Source organism: Halochromatium roseum, assembly GCF_016653315.1.
Taxonomy (GTDB): domain Bacteria; phylum Pseudomonadota; class Gammaproteobacteria; order Chromatiales; family Chromatiaceae; genus Lamprobacter; species Lamprobacter roseus.
In genome coordinates this window covers 26,840-39,865 of the sequence record NZ_NHSH01000082.1, presented here as the reverse complement: position 1 = coordinate 39,865, position 13,026 = coordinate 26,840, and the positions used below count along the sequence as shown (strand labels likewise).

The window sequence follows — 13,026 nt, the reverse complement described above, 5'->3', positions numbered from 1 at the left end:
TTTCTGGCCAACGCCCGATGATGCTCAGCGACGAACGACGGCTGCGACCTCAGCGATCGCGGCCGCTGCGCCACCGAGCGCGAAGGCTGTCTCAGCAAACCCTCCATCGGCATCGAGATAACCCAAACTGAGCCGGCCCTCGCAGGCCTGCAGCGCAGCGATGGGACCGGTTGGCGCATCCAACCCATCGGCCTGCTCGAGCACAAAGGAGACATACTGCGCGCTGGCATGATAGAGCGAGGAGGGCGGCTCACCGCTGCGTTCCGCGAGCTGGTGCGTCACCGCCTCGCGCGAGCGGCGCGGGGCCTCATCCCCGCACCACCAAGAGAGGCTCGCTGACGCGTCCAGCGCCGCAGCCGTCGCGGACGGCAGAAAGGTCACCCAGACCCGCGACTCATCCAGGATCTGCACGGCCTCTGCCGCGAGGTCATCGTCGTCGGTACCGAGCCACAGACCCTCGCCCCCGGCCTGTTCTCCACCGGTCTGCTCGACAGTCAGCCGCCAGAACAGGCGCTGATCCTCAGCCTGGGCGGCGTCACCCTGGCGATCAGTGGCTGCGCCCATCCCGGCATTAAGCAGATCGTCGAGCGCGGCCGGCCACGTTTGCCTGTGACATAAACATTTGGTCGAACACCAACCACAATGCTTCCGGTCTACGGGCATGCGGCAACGGTTTAGAGCCGGCTAGTCTCGATCGCACGCACCTCCTTGCCGGCCGCGAGGCCAAGAAAGCCGCGCGTGATGACTTGGGTGCCGGGCTCGAGGCCGTCGACAATCTCGACCTGGTCCGTGATCCGGAGGCCGATATCAACCGGCTGGCGTTGGGCCTTGCCCGCTTCATCGATGATCCAGACGAAGGGGCCATCCCGGTCCTGGCGCAGGGCGCGGAAGGGGACCATCAGACGCGGAATCCCTCGGCTCTCGAACCGGACGCGGACGAACTGTCCATCGCGCGCCCCGGCTGGGATCTGCTCGAAGGTGATCTCGACCATGGCCTGGCGGCCAGTTTCGGAGAGCGTGGGGTGGATGCGCAGGATGCGACCTGGCACGACCAACCCGCCGAGCGCGTCGATGCGGATCTGGACCGGATCACCAATGCTGAGCTGCGGCAGCACCAGCTCCGAGACCAGCACCTCGGCGATCAATGATGCGGGGTCGGCGATGCTGAGCAGGTGGGTGTTCTTGGTGACAAAATCGCCGGGCTCGGCGAGCCGCGCGGTGACCAGGCCGGCGAACGGGGCGCTGATCTCGGTGAAGGCCAGCCGTGTTTCCAAAACGCGCACCTGGGCCTCGGCGACGGCGACCGCAGTGCGGGCCTGCGCGATCTCATCCTCCGAGGCGCCGCCGCGTCCGGCGAGTCCCTCGAGGCGCTTGAGGTCTAACCGCTCTTGGGCGGCGGTGGCGCGGGCCGCATCCAGCTCGGCGCGCAGCAGATCATCTTCGAGTCGGATCAGTGTCTGCCGCTGCGCGACCGCATCGCCCTCGAAGACCTGGAACTCGGTGATACGGCCCTCTTCCTGGCTGTGCAGTCTGACGAGACGGCGCAAACGCAGGCTACCGGGGCACTCGTGTGGCACCGAGACCAAGGCGCGCTCGGTGCTGATGGTTGTGACCAGATGTTCGGTCGTGGGTCGCGCTGACTTGGTGCTTCCGGCGTCGGTGGAGGATGTTGATTCAAACGGTGAATCACCACAGCCTGCGATCAGTAGCGGCAGCCAGAGCAGAGCGGGCGGAAGCCAAGTTTGGGTCAGCCCGAGCCATCCGCTGCGACAGCGATCCCGGCCTGGCACCTTATGAGCGCGCCTCACGCGCCTTGGTGCGTGATGTCGACGGCGTTGACCTGGGTGACTGGAGCGCTGCTCGAGTCGCCCTCGGCGTCGCGATACTCGTAGTGCTTGATTCGACGCCGGATGTTGCGCTGAATGATGATGCCGAGCACCTTCCACTCCAGCCCCGTCAGCTCGATCTCGGGGAAACGCTCGTTCAGCGCGAGCAGCCATTCGCGCCCCTGGTCGTCACGCCGATACTGGCGGAACCAGCGCACGCCCTCGACCTCGACGAACACATACATGCCGCTGCGGCATTGCTCGGTCGGCTCGACGATCACCACGCACTTGTCTGGGAACTCCGGTTCCATATCCGGCCCGAGCACCTGCAATGCATAGGGCTCGTGCATACTGCAGCCGGTGCCTTCCAGCATGGGTTCTGACATCATGAGACCTCATCTAATGTTACAAGCAGAGGGCTGCGTGAGCGCAGCCGGCTGAGGGTTGATCGCTTTCGCGGCTGCTGGCGAAGTCCGTCAACAATCCAGGCCAGTGCTTACAAGGTAGGATTGAGCGCGGCGAGGTCAATGTTTAGTGCAAGCCTTGCATGCGCGGGTGCTGATCTTGAGCGCGCCCGCTATCCCTGTCCGCGCGATCTGGCCTTGACCGTCGGCTGATCCCAAAAAGAGCACTGGAATGGCAGATTTCGCCGACGAGTGCAGAGGCTTCAATCGGCTGCGACCAAACGCTTCGACCAAACCCAACTTCACCGGCTCAGTGACCTTATAACCTCGCCCGACTCATCTCTCCCAAACCGCATCACCCATGATTCGAATCCATGCTGCCACCGAGCGCGTCCACTCAGACCGGCGTGATCGTCACAACCTGCGCGGTATCTTGCCCTATCTGGCCGAGTTTCGCGGTCGCGCACTGCTGGCGTTAGCCTGCCTGATCTGCGCTAAGCTCGCCAACGTCGGCGTGCCTATCGTACTCAAGAACATCGTTGATGCCTTCGAGCAGGCGCGCGAGCAGATCCTGGTGCTGCCGATTGGCCTGTTGTTGGCCTATGGCGCGCTGAAGCTGAGCAGCTCGCTGTTCAACGAGCTGCGTGACGTGGTCTTCGCTCGGGTGCGCTTCCGCGCCATGCGACGCCTGTCGACGCGAGTGCTGACGCATCTCCATCAGCTTTCGCTGAGCTATCATCTCGGCCGTCAGAGTGGGGCGGTGAGTCGGGATCTGGAGCGCGGCACGCGCTCGATCGCGACCATTCTCAACTACTTGGTGTTCAGCGTGATCCCGGTGCTGGTCGAGTTCACGCTGGTCGCCGTCGTGCTGCTGACCAAGTACGAGCTGATCTTTACGCTGGTGACCTTTGGCACCGTGGCGGTGTACATCGGCTTCACCTTCGCGATTACCGAGTGGCGTATGGACTACCGCCGGCAGATGAATGTGCTCGATTCGCGCGCCAATACCCACGCCTTCGACAGCTTGCTCAACTACGAGACCGTTAAATACTTCGGGAACGAGCGACTCGAACTCGAGCGCTATGACAACACTCTCGCCCAGTGGGAGGACGTTGCGGTCAAGAGCCAGTCTTCGATGTCGCTGCTCAACTTCGGCCAGGGCAGCATCATCGCCATCGGCGTTACGGTGATCATGGCCTATGCCGCCCAAGGCGTGGTCAACGGCAACATGAGCATCGGTGACCTGGTGTTGGTCAACGCCTTCATGTTGCAACTGTTCATTCCGCTTGGCTTCTTGGGTATCGTCTATCGGCAGATCAAATATGCACTGGCCGACATGGATCTGGTATTCAAGCTGCTCGAGCGCACGCCGGAGATTACCGATGCCCCGGCTGCACCGCCGCTGGTGTTGAACAAGGGCGCTGTCCGCTTTGAGCAGGTCGGTTTCCACTATCAGCCGGAGCGGATGATCCTGCAAGCGGTCGATTTTCGCATCGACCCGGGTGAAAAGGTCGCCGTGGTCGGCCATAGCGGCGCTGGCAAATCGACTTTGGCACGGTTGTTGTTTCGTTTCTACGACCCGCAGCAGGGACGGATCTTGATCGACGATCAGGATATCCGCGGGGTTCTGCAAGACAGCCTGCGCGCGGCGATCGGCGTTGTTCCCCAGGACACGGTGCTGTTCAACGACAGCATCCGCTACAACATCGCCTATGGCCGCACCGACGCCAAAGAGGACGAGGTCCGGCGTGCGGCCGAGCTGGCCCACATCGCTGATTTCATCGCTAGGCTGCCGGAGGGTTGGGAGACGGTCGTCGGCGAGCGCGGGCTGAAACTGTCCGGTGGTGAGAAGCAGCGCGTCGCCATCGCCCGTGCCATCCTCAAGCGGCCACGCATCCTGATCTTCGATGAGGCCACTTCGTCGCTGGACAGCCGCACCGAACAGGCTATACAGCAGACACTGGCCGAGGTCTCGGAGGATCACACCACGCTGGTGATCGCACATCGGCTTTCGACCGTGGTCGACGCCGATCGCATCCTGGTGATGGATCAAGGGCGTGTCATCGAACAGGGTGCACATCGCAGCTTACTGTCCCAAGGCGGTACCTATGCGGCGATGTGGGAGTTGCAACAGCGCGAGCGTGAGGCGGATCGACAGGAGTCGGGATCGTGACCTTGCCCTTTAAGCCGGTCTTGCATGATGCCGTGGCGGCCTCGAGCGGTGGTGCTCGGGCCGCGCGCGCCGAGGCCGCGCATCGGGCGCGACAGATTCTGGTCTCAGCGCGGCTCGCCTGGCCCTTGGCGACGGTGGCCTTGGCGCTGCTTGGCGCACTTGGCCTGTTGCTGGTCAATATCGCCGCGCCTGGGCAGACCTGGCCCAAGTGGTTTTGCCTCGGTTTTCTGAGCGCTGGGCTTGCGGCTGCGCTGTTGGCCGCTGTGCGTCTCAAGACGCAGCTGCTGATGCCCCTAGTCAGCCTCGAAGATACCGTGGCTCGGGTCTGTCAGGGCGAGCCGGGCGCGAGTCGGTCGCTGTCGAACGTTGGTGTGCTGGATGCTATGGCGCGCGACATCGGCGCGTTGAACGCTGAGCTGACCGATCTCTACGAAGACATGGACACGCGCGTCGCGCGGCAAACTATGCGCTTGGCACAGAAGACCGCGTCGCTGAAGATCCTCTATGATGTCGCCGCTGAGATCGCACGCGCCGAGAGTCTGGATGCGCTGTTGCTGCGTTTTCTGCGCACCTTAAAGGAGATGGTCAACGGTCGCGCCGCAACCGCACGGCTGGTGGCGCCCGATGGCAGCCCACGGCTGGTCGGCTCGATCGGGCTGGACGATGGCCTAGTGCGTGAGCAGGATATGGCGCCGGTCGATCTTTGTCTTTGCGGCACCGTGCTCTGCGCTGGCGAGATCGTCTGCGACAATGACCTGCGCTACTGTTCGCGGGTCTATGGCCGGCGGATGTTCGATAGCGATGAACTCGAGGTGGTGACGGTCCCGCTCAAGCACCACGATGAGCTGCTTGGCGCTTACTCGATCTTCATCGAGCGCTCTGGGATCAGCCGCCGCGAGGATATCCTCGACCTGCTTGCGACCATTGGCCAGCATATCGGCGTGGCGATTGCCAAGTATCGTTCCGATCATGAGGCCCAGCGACTTTCGATCTTGGAAGAGCGCAGCTCGCTTGCGCATGAGCTGCATGATTCGCTGGCGCAGACCCTGGCCAGCCTGCGTCTGCAGGTGCGGATGTTGGCGGATGCGCTAGACGGACATGCGATTCCGGACGAGGCACAGGCCGACCTGACGCGAATTCGTAACGGGATTGACGAGGCCCACGGCGAGCTGCGCGAGCTGCTCGGGAGCTTCCGCGCGCCCTTGGATCGGCGCGGGCTGATCCCGACCCTGCAAGACATCACGCGCCGTTTTGGTCAGCGCACCGGCATTCATGCCGCCTTTCAGATGGGATGTCGTCCATTCGACCTCTCGGCCGCCGAGGAACTGCAGATCATGCGGATTGTCCAGGAAACCTTGACCAACGTGCGCAAGCATGCACAGGCGCAGACGGTTCGGGTGCTACTGACCCGTGAACAGACCGGCGAGTATGTGCTGCTGATCGAGGACGATGGCATTGGATTTAGCACCCCAAGGCGCAGCGGTCATCCGGGTGAGCATATCGGACTATCAATCCTCGAGGAACGCGCCCGGCGGATCGGTGCAGCGCTGAATATCGAAAGTGAGCCCGGCGAGGGCACGCGCATCGAGCTGGTCTTCAATCCCACGGCGCGCGGTGGCGCGACCGAGCAGGTCAGCTGATGCGCGTCTTGCTGATCGATGACCATGCGTTGTTTCGCATCGGCTTGCTCGAGCTACTCGAACGGCGCGGGATCGAGGTGATCGATGCGGTTGGCGACAGCGATGTCGGGCTGCGGCTGGCCCGGGACTGCGCCCCGGATGTGGTGCTGATGGATCTACGGATGCCGGGTGAGAACGGGATCGACCTGGTGCGCAAGATGCAGCGCGAGGGCATCAAGCGCCGGGTGGCGATGCTGACCACCAGCACCGATGAGCGTGACGTCGTGGAGGCACTCCAAGCGGGTGTGAACGGCTATCTGCTCAAAGACATGGAACCAGACGACCTGGTCGCCGCCTTGCAAGGGATCATCGCCGGACAGACCATCGTCGCGCCCGAACTCACCAGCGCCTTGGCGCGAGCGGTGCGGCAGGAAACAGCGGCGGCAGAAGAGTCTGCGGTCACCTTCTCAGACCTGACGCCACGCGAGATGGAGATCCTTTGCCACCTGGCGGGTGGCCAGAGCAACAAGGTCATCGGCAACGAGCTGGGGATCTCCGAGGGTACCGTGAAGCTGCACGTGAAATCGATCCTGCGCAAACTGAAGATGCGCTCCCGCGTCGAGGCCGCGGTGCTCGCGGTTGAGCAGGGGCTCTGCGACCGAGAATAAACGGCGCTAATCACAGCATCACAGAATCAAGAATTTGGAATCACTGAATAAGGTATTCATGAAGAATTTTCTCGAACTGATCAGCCACTGTCTCACCGATGTTCGCGAGATCATGCCCTGGGATCTCGAGGAGCGGCTCGAGGCCAATCCTGATCTCTTGATCCTCGATGTCAGGGAGCCGAGCGAATTTGATGCCATGCACATTGCCGGTTCGTTGAACGTGCCGCGCGGTATTCTGGAGTCGGCCTGCGAGTGGGACTATGAGGAGACCGAGCCGGAGCTGGTGCGAGCACGCGAGCGCGAGATCGTCGTTGTCTGCCGCTCCGGTAATCGCAGCATCCTTGCCGCGCATGCGATGCAGGTACTCGGTTACAGCAATGTCGTCTCGCTGCAGAGCGGGGTGCGTGGTTGGAAGGACTATGAGCAACCCTTGGTCGATGGTGAGGGCAAGGACGTCGATCTCGATGAGGCCGACGTCTACTTTACCCCCAAGCTGCGCCCAGATCAGCATCGACCCGCCGCCGAGCGCGGTTGAAGCGAGCGCTTATGAAGCAGCATCAGCAGCATCGCTAAGGGCTGGCGAGATAGCCAAGCGTGCCTTGGTCGAACGGTCGCCCAGCGATGCCGAGTCGAGCCAGCCCATCGTCGCTGCAGGTATTCCCGGCCAGCAGCATACGAAGCTGATCGCGGGTCACCGGGAACCAGCTGAAGCGGCCAAGAACTGCCGCCACCGGCTCGAGCACCAGCGCTGGCGCTGGCAACATCAGCTTCGACTTCCCGCTGGCGGTCGCCAAGGCCTTCAGAATCTCCTTCCAGCTTGGGCTGTCGGGTCCGCAGAGCGCATAGGTCTGTCCGATCGCGTCCTCGCGCGTCAGCGCGGTTGCGAAGGCGGCGGCGACATCCTCGACATGGACTGGTGCGAGTCGAAAGCCGCCTGCACCCAGCGGTGAAAGGCCAGCGAAGAAGAGGGGCGCTGGCACTGGGCTATCGATCAGCTCGGCCTTGAGCTGGGTGCAGAACTCCATGCGGCCACGCGGCGGGCCGAAGATCACCGAGGGACGGAAGATAGTCCATTGCAGGGTTGAGTGCTTGAGACGCTCTTCGGCGGCCAGCTTGGTGGTTTGATAAGGGGTCTGGTCCTCTGGCGCAGCGGCATCGACGCCGTTCGCGCTCATCAACAGAAAACGCTTGACCCCAAGCTCCTCGGCGATCTCGATGCTGCGCTCAGCACCGCGCCGCTGCATCGCGTCAAAGGTGATGCCCTGCTGTGGCAGCTCGCGCAAGATGCCAATCAGGTAGATCGCGGCCTCGGTGCCACTCAGGCAGTCGCGCATGTCGGCCTCGTTGGCGACATCGCCGGGCACAGCGATGCAATTAGGATGAGCGTTCAGCTTGTGCTCGCTGCCAGGCCGCGTCAGTACGCGCAGCTCGTGGTCGGCGTGCAACAAGGCATCGATGATGTAGCTGCCGACGAAGCCGGTGCCGCCGATGATTCCAATCTTCATCATGGGTCTCCGAGAGGAAAGGGTTGAGAGAGGGTCTGGGCAGGCGGGCTTGAGTGATCACAGATGCCCCTGGTGCGCTACTGTGCTTGCCATGGAGGCGCTACCCAAACGCAAGGCTAGATGCCGGTGAATCTCTGTTGCAATTCCCGGTGTCTAGATAATGTATGGTCTTTCGAGCTAATTAGCGAGGCTTGTAAAGGTCATGAAGAGTCAAGATTCTCCCTGATCTTGCATTACTCACATCGACTCGGAGGCCTGAAATGGCAAATAACAGCTTGGTCATCGGCGGCAGCTCTGGCATCGGCGCGGCGCTGGTCGCGTCCCTCGTCGAGCATGGTCATCAGGTCACACATCTCTCGAGAGAGCCGGAGAAGGCTCCAGACGTCGTCTCGGCGCGTGGCGTGCGTTGGGATGCGCTCAGCGAGCCGTTTCCCCGCGACGCGCTACCAGAACGGCTTGATAGCTTGGTCTATTGTCCGGGCAGCATCCGTCTGAAACCCTTTGGTCGACTCCGTGAACAGGAGTTCCGCGATGATCTCGAGCTCAACTTAATGGGGGCTGTGCGTGCCCTGCAGGGCTCATACGAGGCGCTCAAGCGCAGCGATCAGGCCTCGGTGGTGCTGTTCAGCACCGTGGCTGTCGGCACCGGCATGCCCTTTCACGCCTCGGTTGCGGCCGCGAAAGGGGCGGTCGAAGGGTTGATGCGGTCGCTTGCCGCCGAATGGGCACCCGAGATTCGGGTCAATGCGATCGCCCCCACCATCACTGACACGCCCTTGGCAGGCCGCCTGCTAAATACTGAAGACAAGCAGCAGGCAGCCGCGGATCGGCATCCCTTGAAGCGCATCGGCTCGGCGAAGGAGTTGGCTGAGGTTGCGCGCTGGTTACTGACCGACGCAAAACTGGTGACCGGCCAGGTTGTTAGGGTTGATGCGGGGCTGTCTTCACTGCGGATGCTTTGAGAACGGCGATGGAAGCGCGGATGTGGATAGCGCTAGGTGCTCGCAGCGGGGAGTGAGGTGGTGGTGACGGAGGCTGTTCGCTGAGGTCGCCGTGCGCCGAGTCGGCGTAGCTTCGATTTGAGGCTCGAAAATGCGGACTTAATCGATTCTTCGGCCTTCTTCTGCGCCTCGCGGACGATGATCTGTTGCCGCTCGGGTGAGGTGACGACGAGCTCGAAGCGGACGCGGTGGCCGTTGAGCTGGTCGAACTCTTCGGCGATACGTGCCCCGATCTCGTAGTCGCGGCCAGGGAAGCTGGCTTGAATCGCCTGTGCCTGCTGATTGATCAGGCGCTTGATGCGATTGTCCAACGCAAGAAAGTCTCCAGAAATTCTAACGCTCATTCACTACCTCATTGCATGTGACCAGTGCAGTGCTCGCTGTTGCGATAGGTTGCATTGGTCGCCAAGCCCGGTTCTGGCGATGAGATCGCTCTGCGGTTGGGCTCTGGCTTCGACGGGGATCCGATCAATTGGCTACGGGTCCGCTCGGGCGTGGCTACGCTCTTCATGGAACTGCTCATCACAGAGGACTGCGGTACCAATGGGCTCTGAATACGGCAGCTGGCGCACTCAGCATTACGATACCCTGCGCATCCTGGAGTGGCCTTCGGTCTTCTCGACTTCCTGAGTCCGGTAGTGCCGGTTCAGCGGACAATACTGGCTCGGGTGGAGCGATGTTGCCGGAGGTGTCACCAAAGTGATGAGTCCTTTTGGGGGCCGGTACCGCGAAGGGGGTGGGGCGGCGGCGCGTTTAGACCTCTCCATTAAGGCTAAGACAATACCACAAAGTTGGCGTTTACACACCTGAATTTCTAGTGCTCGCTCGACACTTTGGTCAATGTCCGATGCTTCGTAATCCCATAATTTTCATCTGGTGTTGATAGGGTATTAGGAGCGAACTTTGCGCTCGACCGGGGCTCGAAGTCAGCGAGCTTCAGTGAAGCTCTCTGACTCCTTGTCGTGTTCCCCCGCCGTTGGCGGGGTTTTTTTTGCTCAGGGCTTGTGTATCCGGCTTAGGGGTTGTGTAAGGATTGTTCCAACTCGACAATCCGCTGCTTGAGTTCGGCAAGCTCGGCCCGCCAGCCCTTCATCGTCTTGATCAGCGCTGGTAGCTGTGTGAGCGCGGCGAGCTCGCGCAGGGTTTGTTTCATCGGTCGAGCCGGGGTGCCGAAGACGGTCGCCCCGTCTGGAACGTCTTTGGTCACGCCCGCTTGCCCGCCGATGCGGGCGCCGGCACCGATCTCAAGATGGTCGGAGATGGCGACCTGGCCGGCGACGATGGTGCCAGTGCCGAGGCGGCTGCTACCAGCAACGCCAGACTGGCTGACCAGGATGACCTGTGCGCCGATGTCGGTGTTGTGGGCGATCTGAACCAGATTGTCGATCTTGGTGCCGCAGCGGATGCGGGTCTCGCCGAGGGTGGCACGATCCACGCAGCTGTTGCAGCCGATGTCGACCTCGTCTTCAATGACGACGCGCCCGAGCTGCGGAACCTTGCGATGCTTGCTGCCGTCCCAGACGAAGCCGAAACCATCACCGCCGATGACGCAGCCTGAGTGCAGGATGCAGCGAGCGCCCAGCTCGCAGTCGCGGTGGATGGTGACATTGGCCTCAAGGTTACAGTCGGCACCAATGCTGACCTTGGCCTCGATGACACTGCCAGGGCCGATGATCGAGCGCGGCCCGATGCTGACCTCTGCGCCGACCACCGCATTCGGGCCAATCGAGACCTCTTCCTCAATCTGGGCGCTGGGGTCGACAACGGCGCTAGGATGGATGCCTGCGGTGGTTGGCCGCGGAACGAAGCGCTCGGCGATGCTGAAGAAACGCTCTCTTGGGCGCGTGGTCCGAAGCAGTTCCGGGCCATCGATCGCTGGAAAGTCAGGCGGAACGATAACGGCACCGGCTCGGCTGCTGCTCACCGCCTCGGCCTGATCTTTGTGCTCGGCGAAGCACAGATCGCTGGGTCCAGCGAGGGCCAGGCTGTTGACGCCGGTAAAGCCGCTGATCCTGGCCCGGTATGCTGGGCGGGATTGGTTCGGCGCTGCGTTCGCCGCGGCGGCATCGACATCGGCTCGGCTAGCGTTTGTTGCAGCGGCGGGCGGAGCCTTGGTTGCAACGGCCGGTGGGGCGATCTCGAGGAGTTCGCAGAGCTGAGCGAAATCGAGGACCATGATGAGTTCCTTTGTCTGTGGATCAAGCTGTCTGTGGATCAAGCGAAGGCCGACTGCGGCCCCAGATGAGACCTGAGATAACAGCAGATGCCCGAGGGCGATACCATCACCAAGCTGGCGCGGTTTCTGGATCAGGCATTGGCCGGGCAACCGATCCAGGCGCTACGGTTGCATCCGGCGTTTGGTGCCTCTGCCGGACCGGCACAGGTCGAGCGCGTCAGCGCTCAGGGTAAGCATCTCTATATTGCCTTGGACAATGCTCGACTGCTACGCAGTCACCTGGGACTTTACGGCAGTTGGCATCGTTACCGCTCCGGGGAGCCTTGGCAGCGGCCGCGGCGGCAGGCCTCGATCCTGATCCAAGCCTTGGATTGGGACTATGTGTGCTTCAACGCCAAGCAGGCCGAGTGGCTCGAGCAAGGGGGCTTCCGGCTGGCAGATCAACAACATCGGCTTGGCATCGATCTCATCAGCGAGCCGATCGAGCCAGCAGCGCTGCTGGCTCGTGCTCGGCAACTGCTCTCGCCGACGACGCTGTTGGTTGATGTGCTCTTGGATCAGCGCTTGGCGGCCGGGATCGGCAACGTCTATAAGTCTGAGCTTCTTTTTCTTGAGCACCATTCCCCGTTCGCAACCTTGGATAGCCTCAGTGATGAGGCCTTGGTTGGGATCTATCGGCATGCAGCCGAGCTGCTCAAGGCCAATCTTGGCGGTGGTCCGCGTACAACGCGTTTTGCACAAGATCGCCGCGCCCATCTGTGGGTCTACGGCCGCCGCGGTCTGCCTTGCCTGCGCTGCGATCTGCCGATAAGGCGCGCCATTCTTGGCGCACAGCCGCGTTCGACCTACTGGTGTGAAAACTGCCAGTCGCAGGATTCGGCGTGCTTGCAGCCGGTATGAACTGCAATTTGGATTGAGCCGCAAGTTCGATGAAGAACAGGCGTTCATATCCAACGAGATCGTCCCATGACAGCTTGCGCCGCAGACCCCCGGTCATTCAAAGAGATCGTGGAACGCCTTGGCGAAGCGCTTGTAAGCGTCCCAGCCGTCCTTGTCCATCACCTGGTCGATGATCCAGCGGTTTTCTTCTTCGCGCCCCATGAGTTGCTGGATCTCGAAGCCGAGGTGGCGCAGGAAGGGGTAGGTCGGGCCTTCGTCGTCGAGCTGGAACTCGGCGTACTCCTCGGAGCGCGCATTCAGCCGGCTCAGGAAGGGCGAGCCGTAGTCGCCGGGGCCGAGCAGGTCTTGGCTATTGTCCTGCACATGCTCGATCAATTTCTTTGCGAAGGCCGTGATCAGCTCGCGCCGTTGCGCGTCGTCGAGCAGGCCATGACTGAGCCGATCGGCGATCTGGATCATGAAGACCAGGTATTCCTGGATCACCTCCAGTCGCTGGGCGTCGTCGCGATAGACGAAGCGCTCGCAGTGCAGCGAGATCGCCTTGTCGACGGCGATTCGCCAAGCGATGAAGGCCAGTGCCCCGCCGATCTCGTCGAGCGAGCGCTGATGCTCGTCATTCCACCAGTGACTCTTGATGCGTAACGCCATGCATGACTCCAGGTTGTGCTCGGAGGCTTGATGAGCCACCGAGTTTCGACTTTATTTCTGACTGTTTTGCTGGGTAAAATCGACCTAAAATGAGACCTAAATGAAG

General features: G+C 62.0%; 13 protein-coding genes. 6 read left to right on the top strand and 7 right to left on the bottom strand.

Annotation, left to right across the window (positions count from 1 at the left end; translation table 11 throughout):
* Positions 1-24 precede the first annotated feature (24 nt).
* The 3 genes from CCR96_RS22910 to CCR96_RS22900 all read right to left on the bottom strand — a co-directional run bounded on the left by CCR96_RS22910 (position 25) and on the right by CCR96_RS22900 (position 2,215).
* Positions 25-564, bottom strand: coding sequence for a hypothetical protein (locus CCR96_RS22910; protein ID WP_201224140.1), 540 nt, complete (start codon positions 562-564; stop codon positions 25-27).
* A 110-nt stretch (positions 565-674) separates the two neighbouring features.
* Positions 675-1,703: an efflux RND transporter periplasmic adaptor subunit gene (locus tag CCR96_RS22905; protein ID WP_420827293.1), complete on the bottom strand. Its 1,029-nt coding sequence runs from the start codon at positions 1,701-1,703 to the stop codon at positions 675-677.
* A gap of 101 nt (positions 1,704-1,804) precedes the next feature.
* On the bottom strand, positions 1,805-2,215 hold the full coding sequence (locus tag CCR96_RS22900) for a S24 family peptidase (protein ID WP_420827292.1): 411 nt from the start codon (positions 2,213-2,215) through the stop codon (positions 1,805-1,807).
* A gap of 376 nt (positions 2,216-2,591) precedes the next feature.
* On the opposite strand from CCR96_RS22900, the gene CCR96_RS22895 reads away from it, so the two are divergent.
* The 4 genes from CCR96_RS22895 to CCR96_RS22880 are packed head-to-tail and all read left to right on the top strand — an operon-like array spanning position 2,592 to position 7,225.
* The gene (locus CCR96_RS22895) at positions 2,592-4,403 is read left to right on the top strand and encodes an ABCB family ABC transporter ATP-binding protein/permease (protein WP_201224136.1); all 1,812 of its coding nucleotides are present in this window, start codon (positions 2,592-2,594) and stop codon (positions 4,401-4,403) included.
* Positions 4,404-4,435: 32 nt separating this feature from the next.
* Positions 4,436-6,043, top strand: coding sequence for a GAF domain-containing sensor histidine kinase (locus CCR96_RS22890; RefSeq protein WP_201224192.1), 1,608 nt, complete (start codon positions 4,436-4,438; stop codon positions 6,041-6,043).
* Positions 6,043-6,690 carry a response regulator gene (locus CCR96_RS22885; RefSeq protein ID WP_201224134.1) on the top strand — a complete coding sequence of 216 codons (648 nt, stop codon included), beginning with the start codon at positions 6,043-6,045 and terminating at the stop codon, positions 6,688-6,690. The genes CCR96_RS22890 and CCR96_RS22885 overlap by 1 nt, the downstream gene beginning before the upstream one ends.
* A 58-nt stretch (positions 6,691-6,748) precedes the next feature.
* Positions 6,749-7,225, top strand: a complete 477-nt coding sequence (locus CCR96_RS22880) for a rhodanese-like domain-containing protein (protein WP_201224132.1) — start codon at positions 6,749-6,751, stop codon at positions 7,223-7,225.
* 34 nt (positions 7,226-7,259) lie between these two features.
* Here CCR96_RS22880 and CCR96_RS22875 read toward each other — a convergent pair whose 3' ends face one another.
* Positions 7,260-8,195: an NAD(P)H-binding protein gene (locus tag CCR96_RS22875; RefSeq protein ID WP_201224130.1), complete on the bottom strand. Its 936-nt coding sequence runs from the start codon at positions 8,193-8,195 to the stop codon at positions 7,260-7,262.
* Between the two features lie 260 nt (positions 8,196-8,455).
* Between CCR96_RS22875 and CCR96_RS22870 the strand changes: the two genes are divergently transcribed.
* The gene (locus CCR96_RS22870) at positions 8,456-9,157 is read left to right on the top strand and encodes an SDR family NAD(P)-dependent oxidoreductase (RefSeq protein ID WP_201224128.1); all 702 of its coding nucleotides are present in this window, start codon (positions 8,456-8,458) and stop codon (positions 9,155-9,157) included.
* A 32-nt stretch (positions 9,158-9,189) separates the two neighbouring features.
* Here the strand turns inward: CCR96_RS22870 and CCR96_RS22865 are convergent, their stop codons facing one another.
* A complete protein-coding gene (locus tag CCR96_RS22865; RefSeq protein ID WP_201224126.1) occupies positions 9,190-9,540 on the bottom strand; it encodes a Fis family transcriptional regulator in 351 nt (116 codons plus the stop codon).
* Between the two features lie 671 nt (positions 9,541-10,211).
* Entirely contained in the window at positions 10,212-11,372 is a 1,161-nt protein-coding gene (lpxD, locus tag CCR96_RS22860; RefSeq protein WP_201224125.1) for a UDP-3-O-(3-hydroxymyristoyl)glucosamine N-acyltransferase, read from the bottom strand.
* Between the two features lie 87 nt (positions 11,373-11,459).
* On the opposite strand from lpxD, the gene CCR96_RS22855 reads away from it, so the two are divergent.
* Complete coding sequence (locus tag CCR96_RS22855) at positions 11,460-12,272, top strand: DNA-formamidopyrimidine glycosylase family protein (protein ID WP_201224124.1); 813 nt, start codon at positions 11,460-11,462, stop codon at positions 12,270-12,272.
* Between the two features lie 93 nt (positions 12,273-12,365).
* Here the strand turns inward: CCR96_RS22855 and CCR96_RS22850 are convergent, their stop codons facing one another.
* Positions 12,366-12,920 carry a hypothetical protein gene (locus CCR96_RS22850; RefSeq protein ID WP_201224123.1) on the bottom strand — a complete coding sequence of 185 codons (555 nt, stop codon included), beginning with the start codon at positions 12,918-12,920 and terminating at the stop codon, positions 12,366-12,368.
* Between the last annotated feature and the right edge of the window lie 106 nt (positions 12,921-13,026).

Bases quoted from the DNA above. Each gene is read 5' to 3' on its own strand.
- CCR96_RS22885 (WP_201224134.1), top strand. From the start codon at position 6,043: ATGCGCGTCTTGCTGATCGATGACCATGCGTTGTTTCGCATCGGCTTG.
- CCR96_RS22870 (WP_201224128.1), top strand. From the start codon at position 8,456: ATGGCAAATAACAGCTTGGTCATCGGCGGCAGCTCTGGCATCGGCGCG.
- CCR96_RS22900 (WP_420827292.1), bottom strand. From the start codon at position 2,215: ATGATGTCAGAACCCATGCTGGAAGGCACCGGCTGCAGTATGCACGAG.
- CCR96_RS22875 (WP_201224130.1), bottom strand. From the start codon at position 8,195: ATGAAGATTGGAATCATCGGCGGCACCGGCTTCGTCGGCAGCTACATC.
- CCR96_RS22910 (WP_201224140.1), bottom strand. From the start codon at position 564: ATGGGCGCAGCCACTGATCGCCAGGGTGACGCCGCCCAGGCTGAGGAT.
- CCR96_RS22865 (WP_201224126.1), bottom strand. From the start codon at position 9,540: ATGAGCGTTAGAATTTCTGGAGACTTTCTTGCGTTGGACAATCGCATC.
- CCR96_RS22850 (WP_201224123.1), bottom strand. From the start codon at position 12,920: ATGGCGTTACGCATCAAGAGTCACTGGTGGAATGACGAGCATCAGCGC.
- CCR96_RS22895 (WP_201224136.1), top strand. From the start codon at position 2,592: ATGATTCGAATCCATGCTGCCACCGAGCGCGTCCACTCAGACCGGCGT.
- CCR96_RS22880 (WP_201224132.1), top strand. From the start codon at position 6,749: ATGAAGAATTTTCTCGAACTGATCAGCCACTGTCTCACCGATGTTCGC.
- lpxD (WP_201224125.1), bottom strand. From the start codon at position 11,372: ATGGTCCTCGATTTCGCTCAGCTCTGCGAACTCCTCGAGATCGCCCCA.
- CCR96_RS22855 (WP_201224124.1), top strand. From the start codon at position 11,460: ATGCCCGAGGGCGATACCATCACCAAGCTGGCGCGGTTTCTGGATCAG.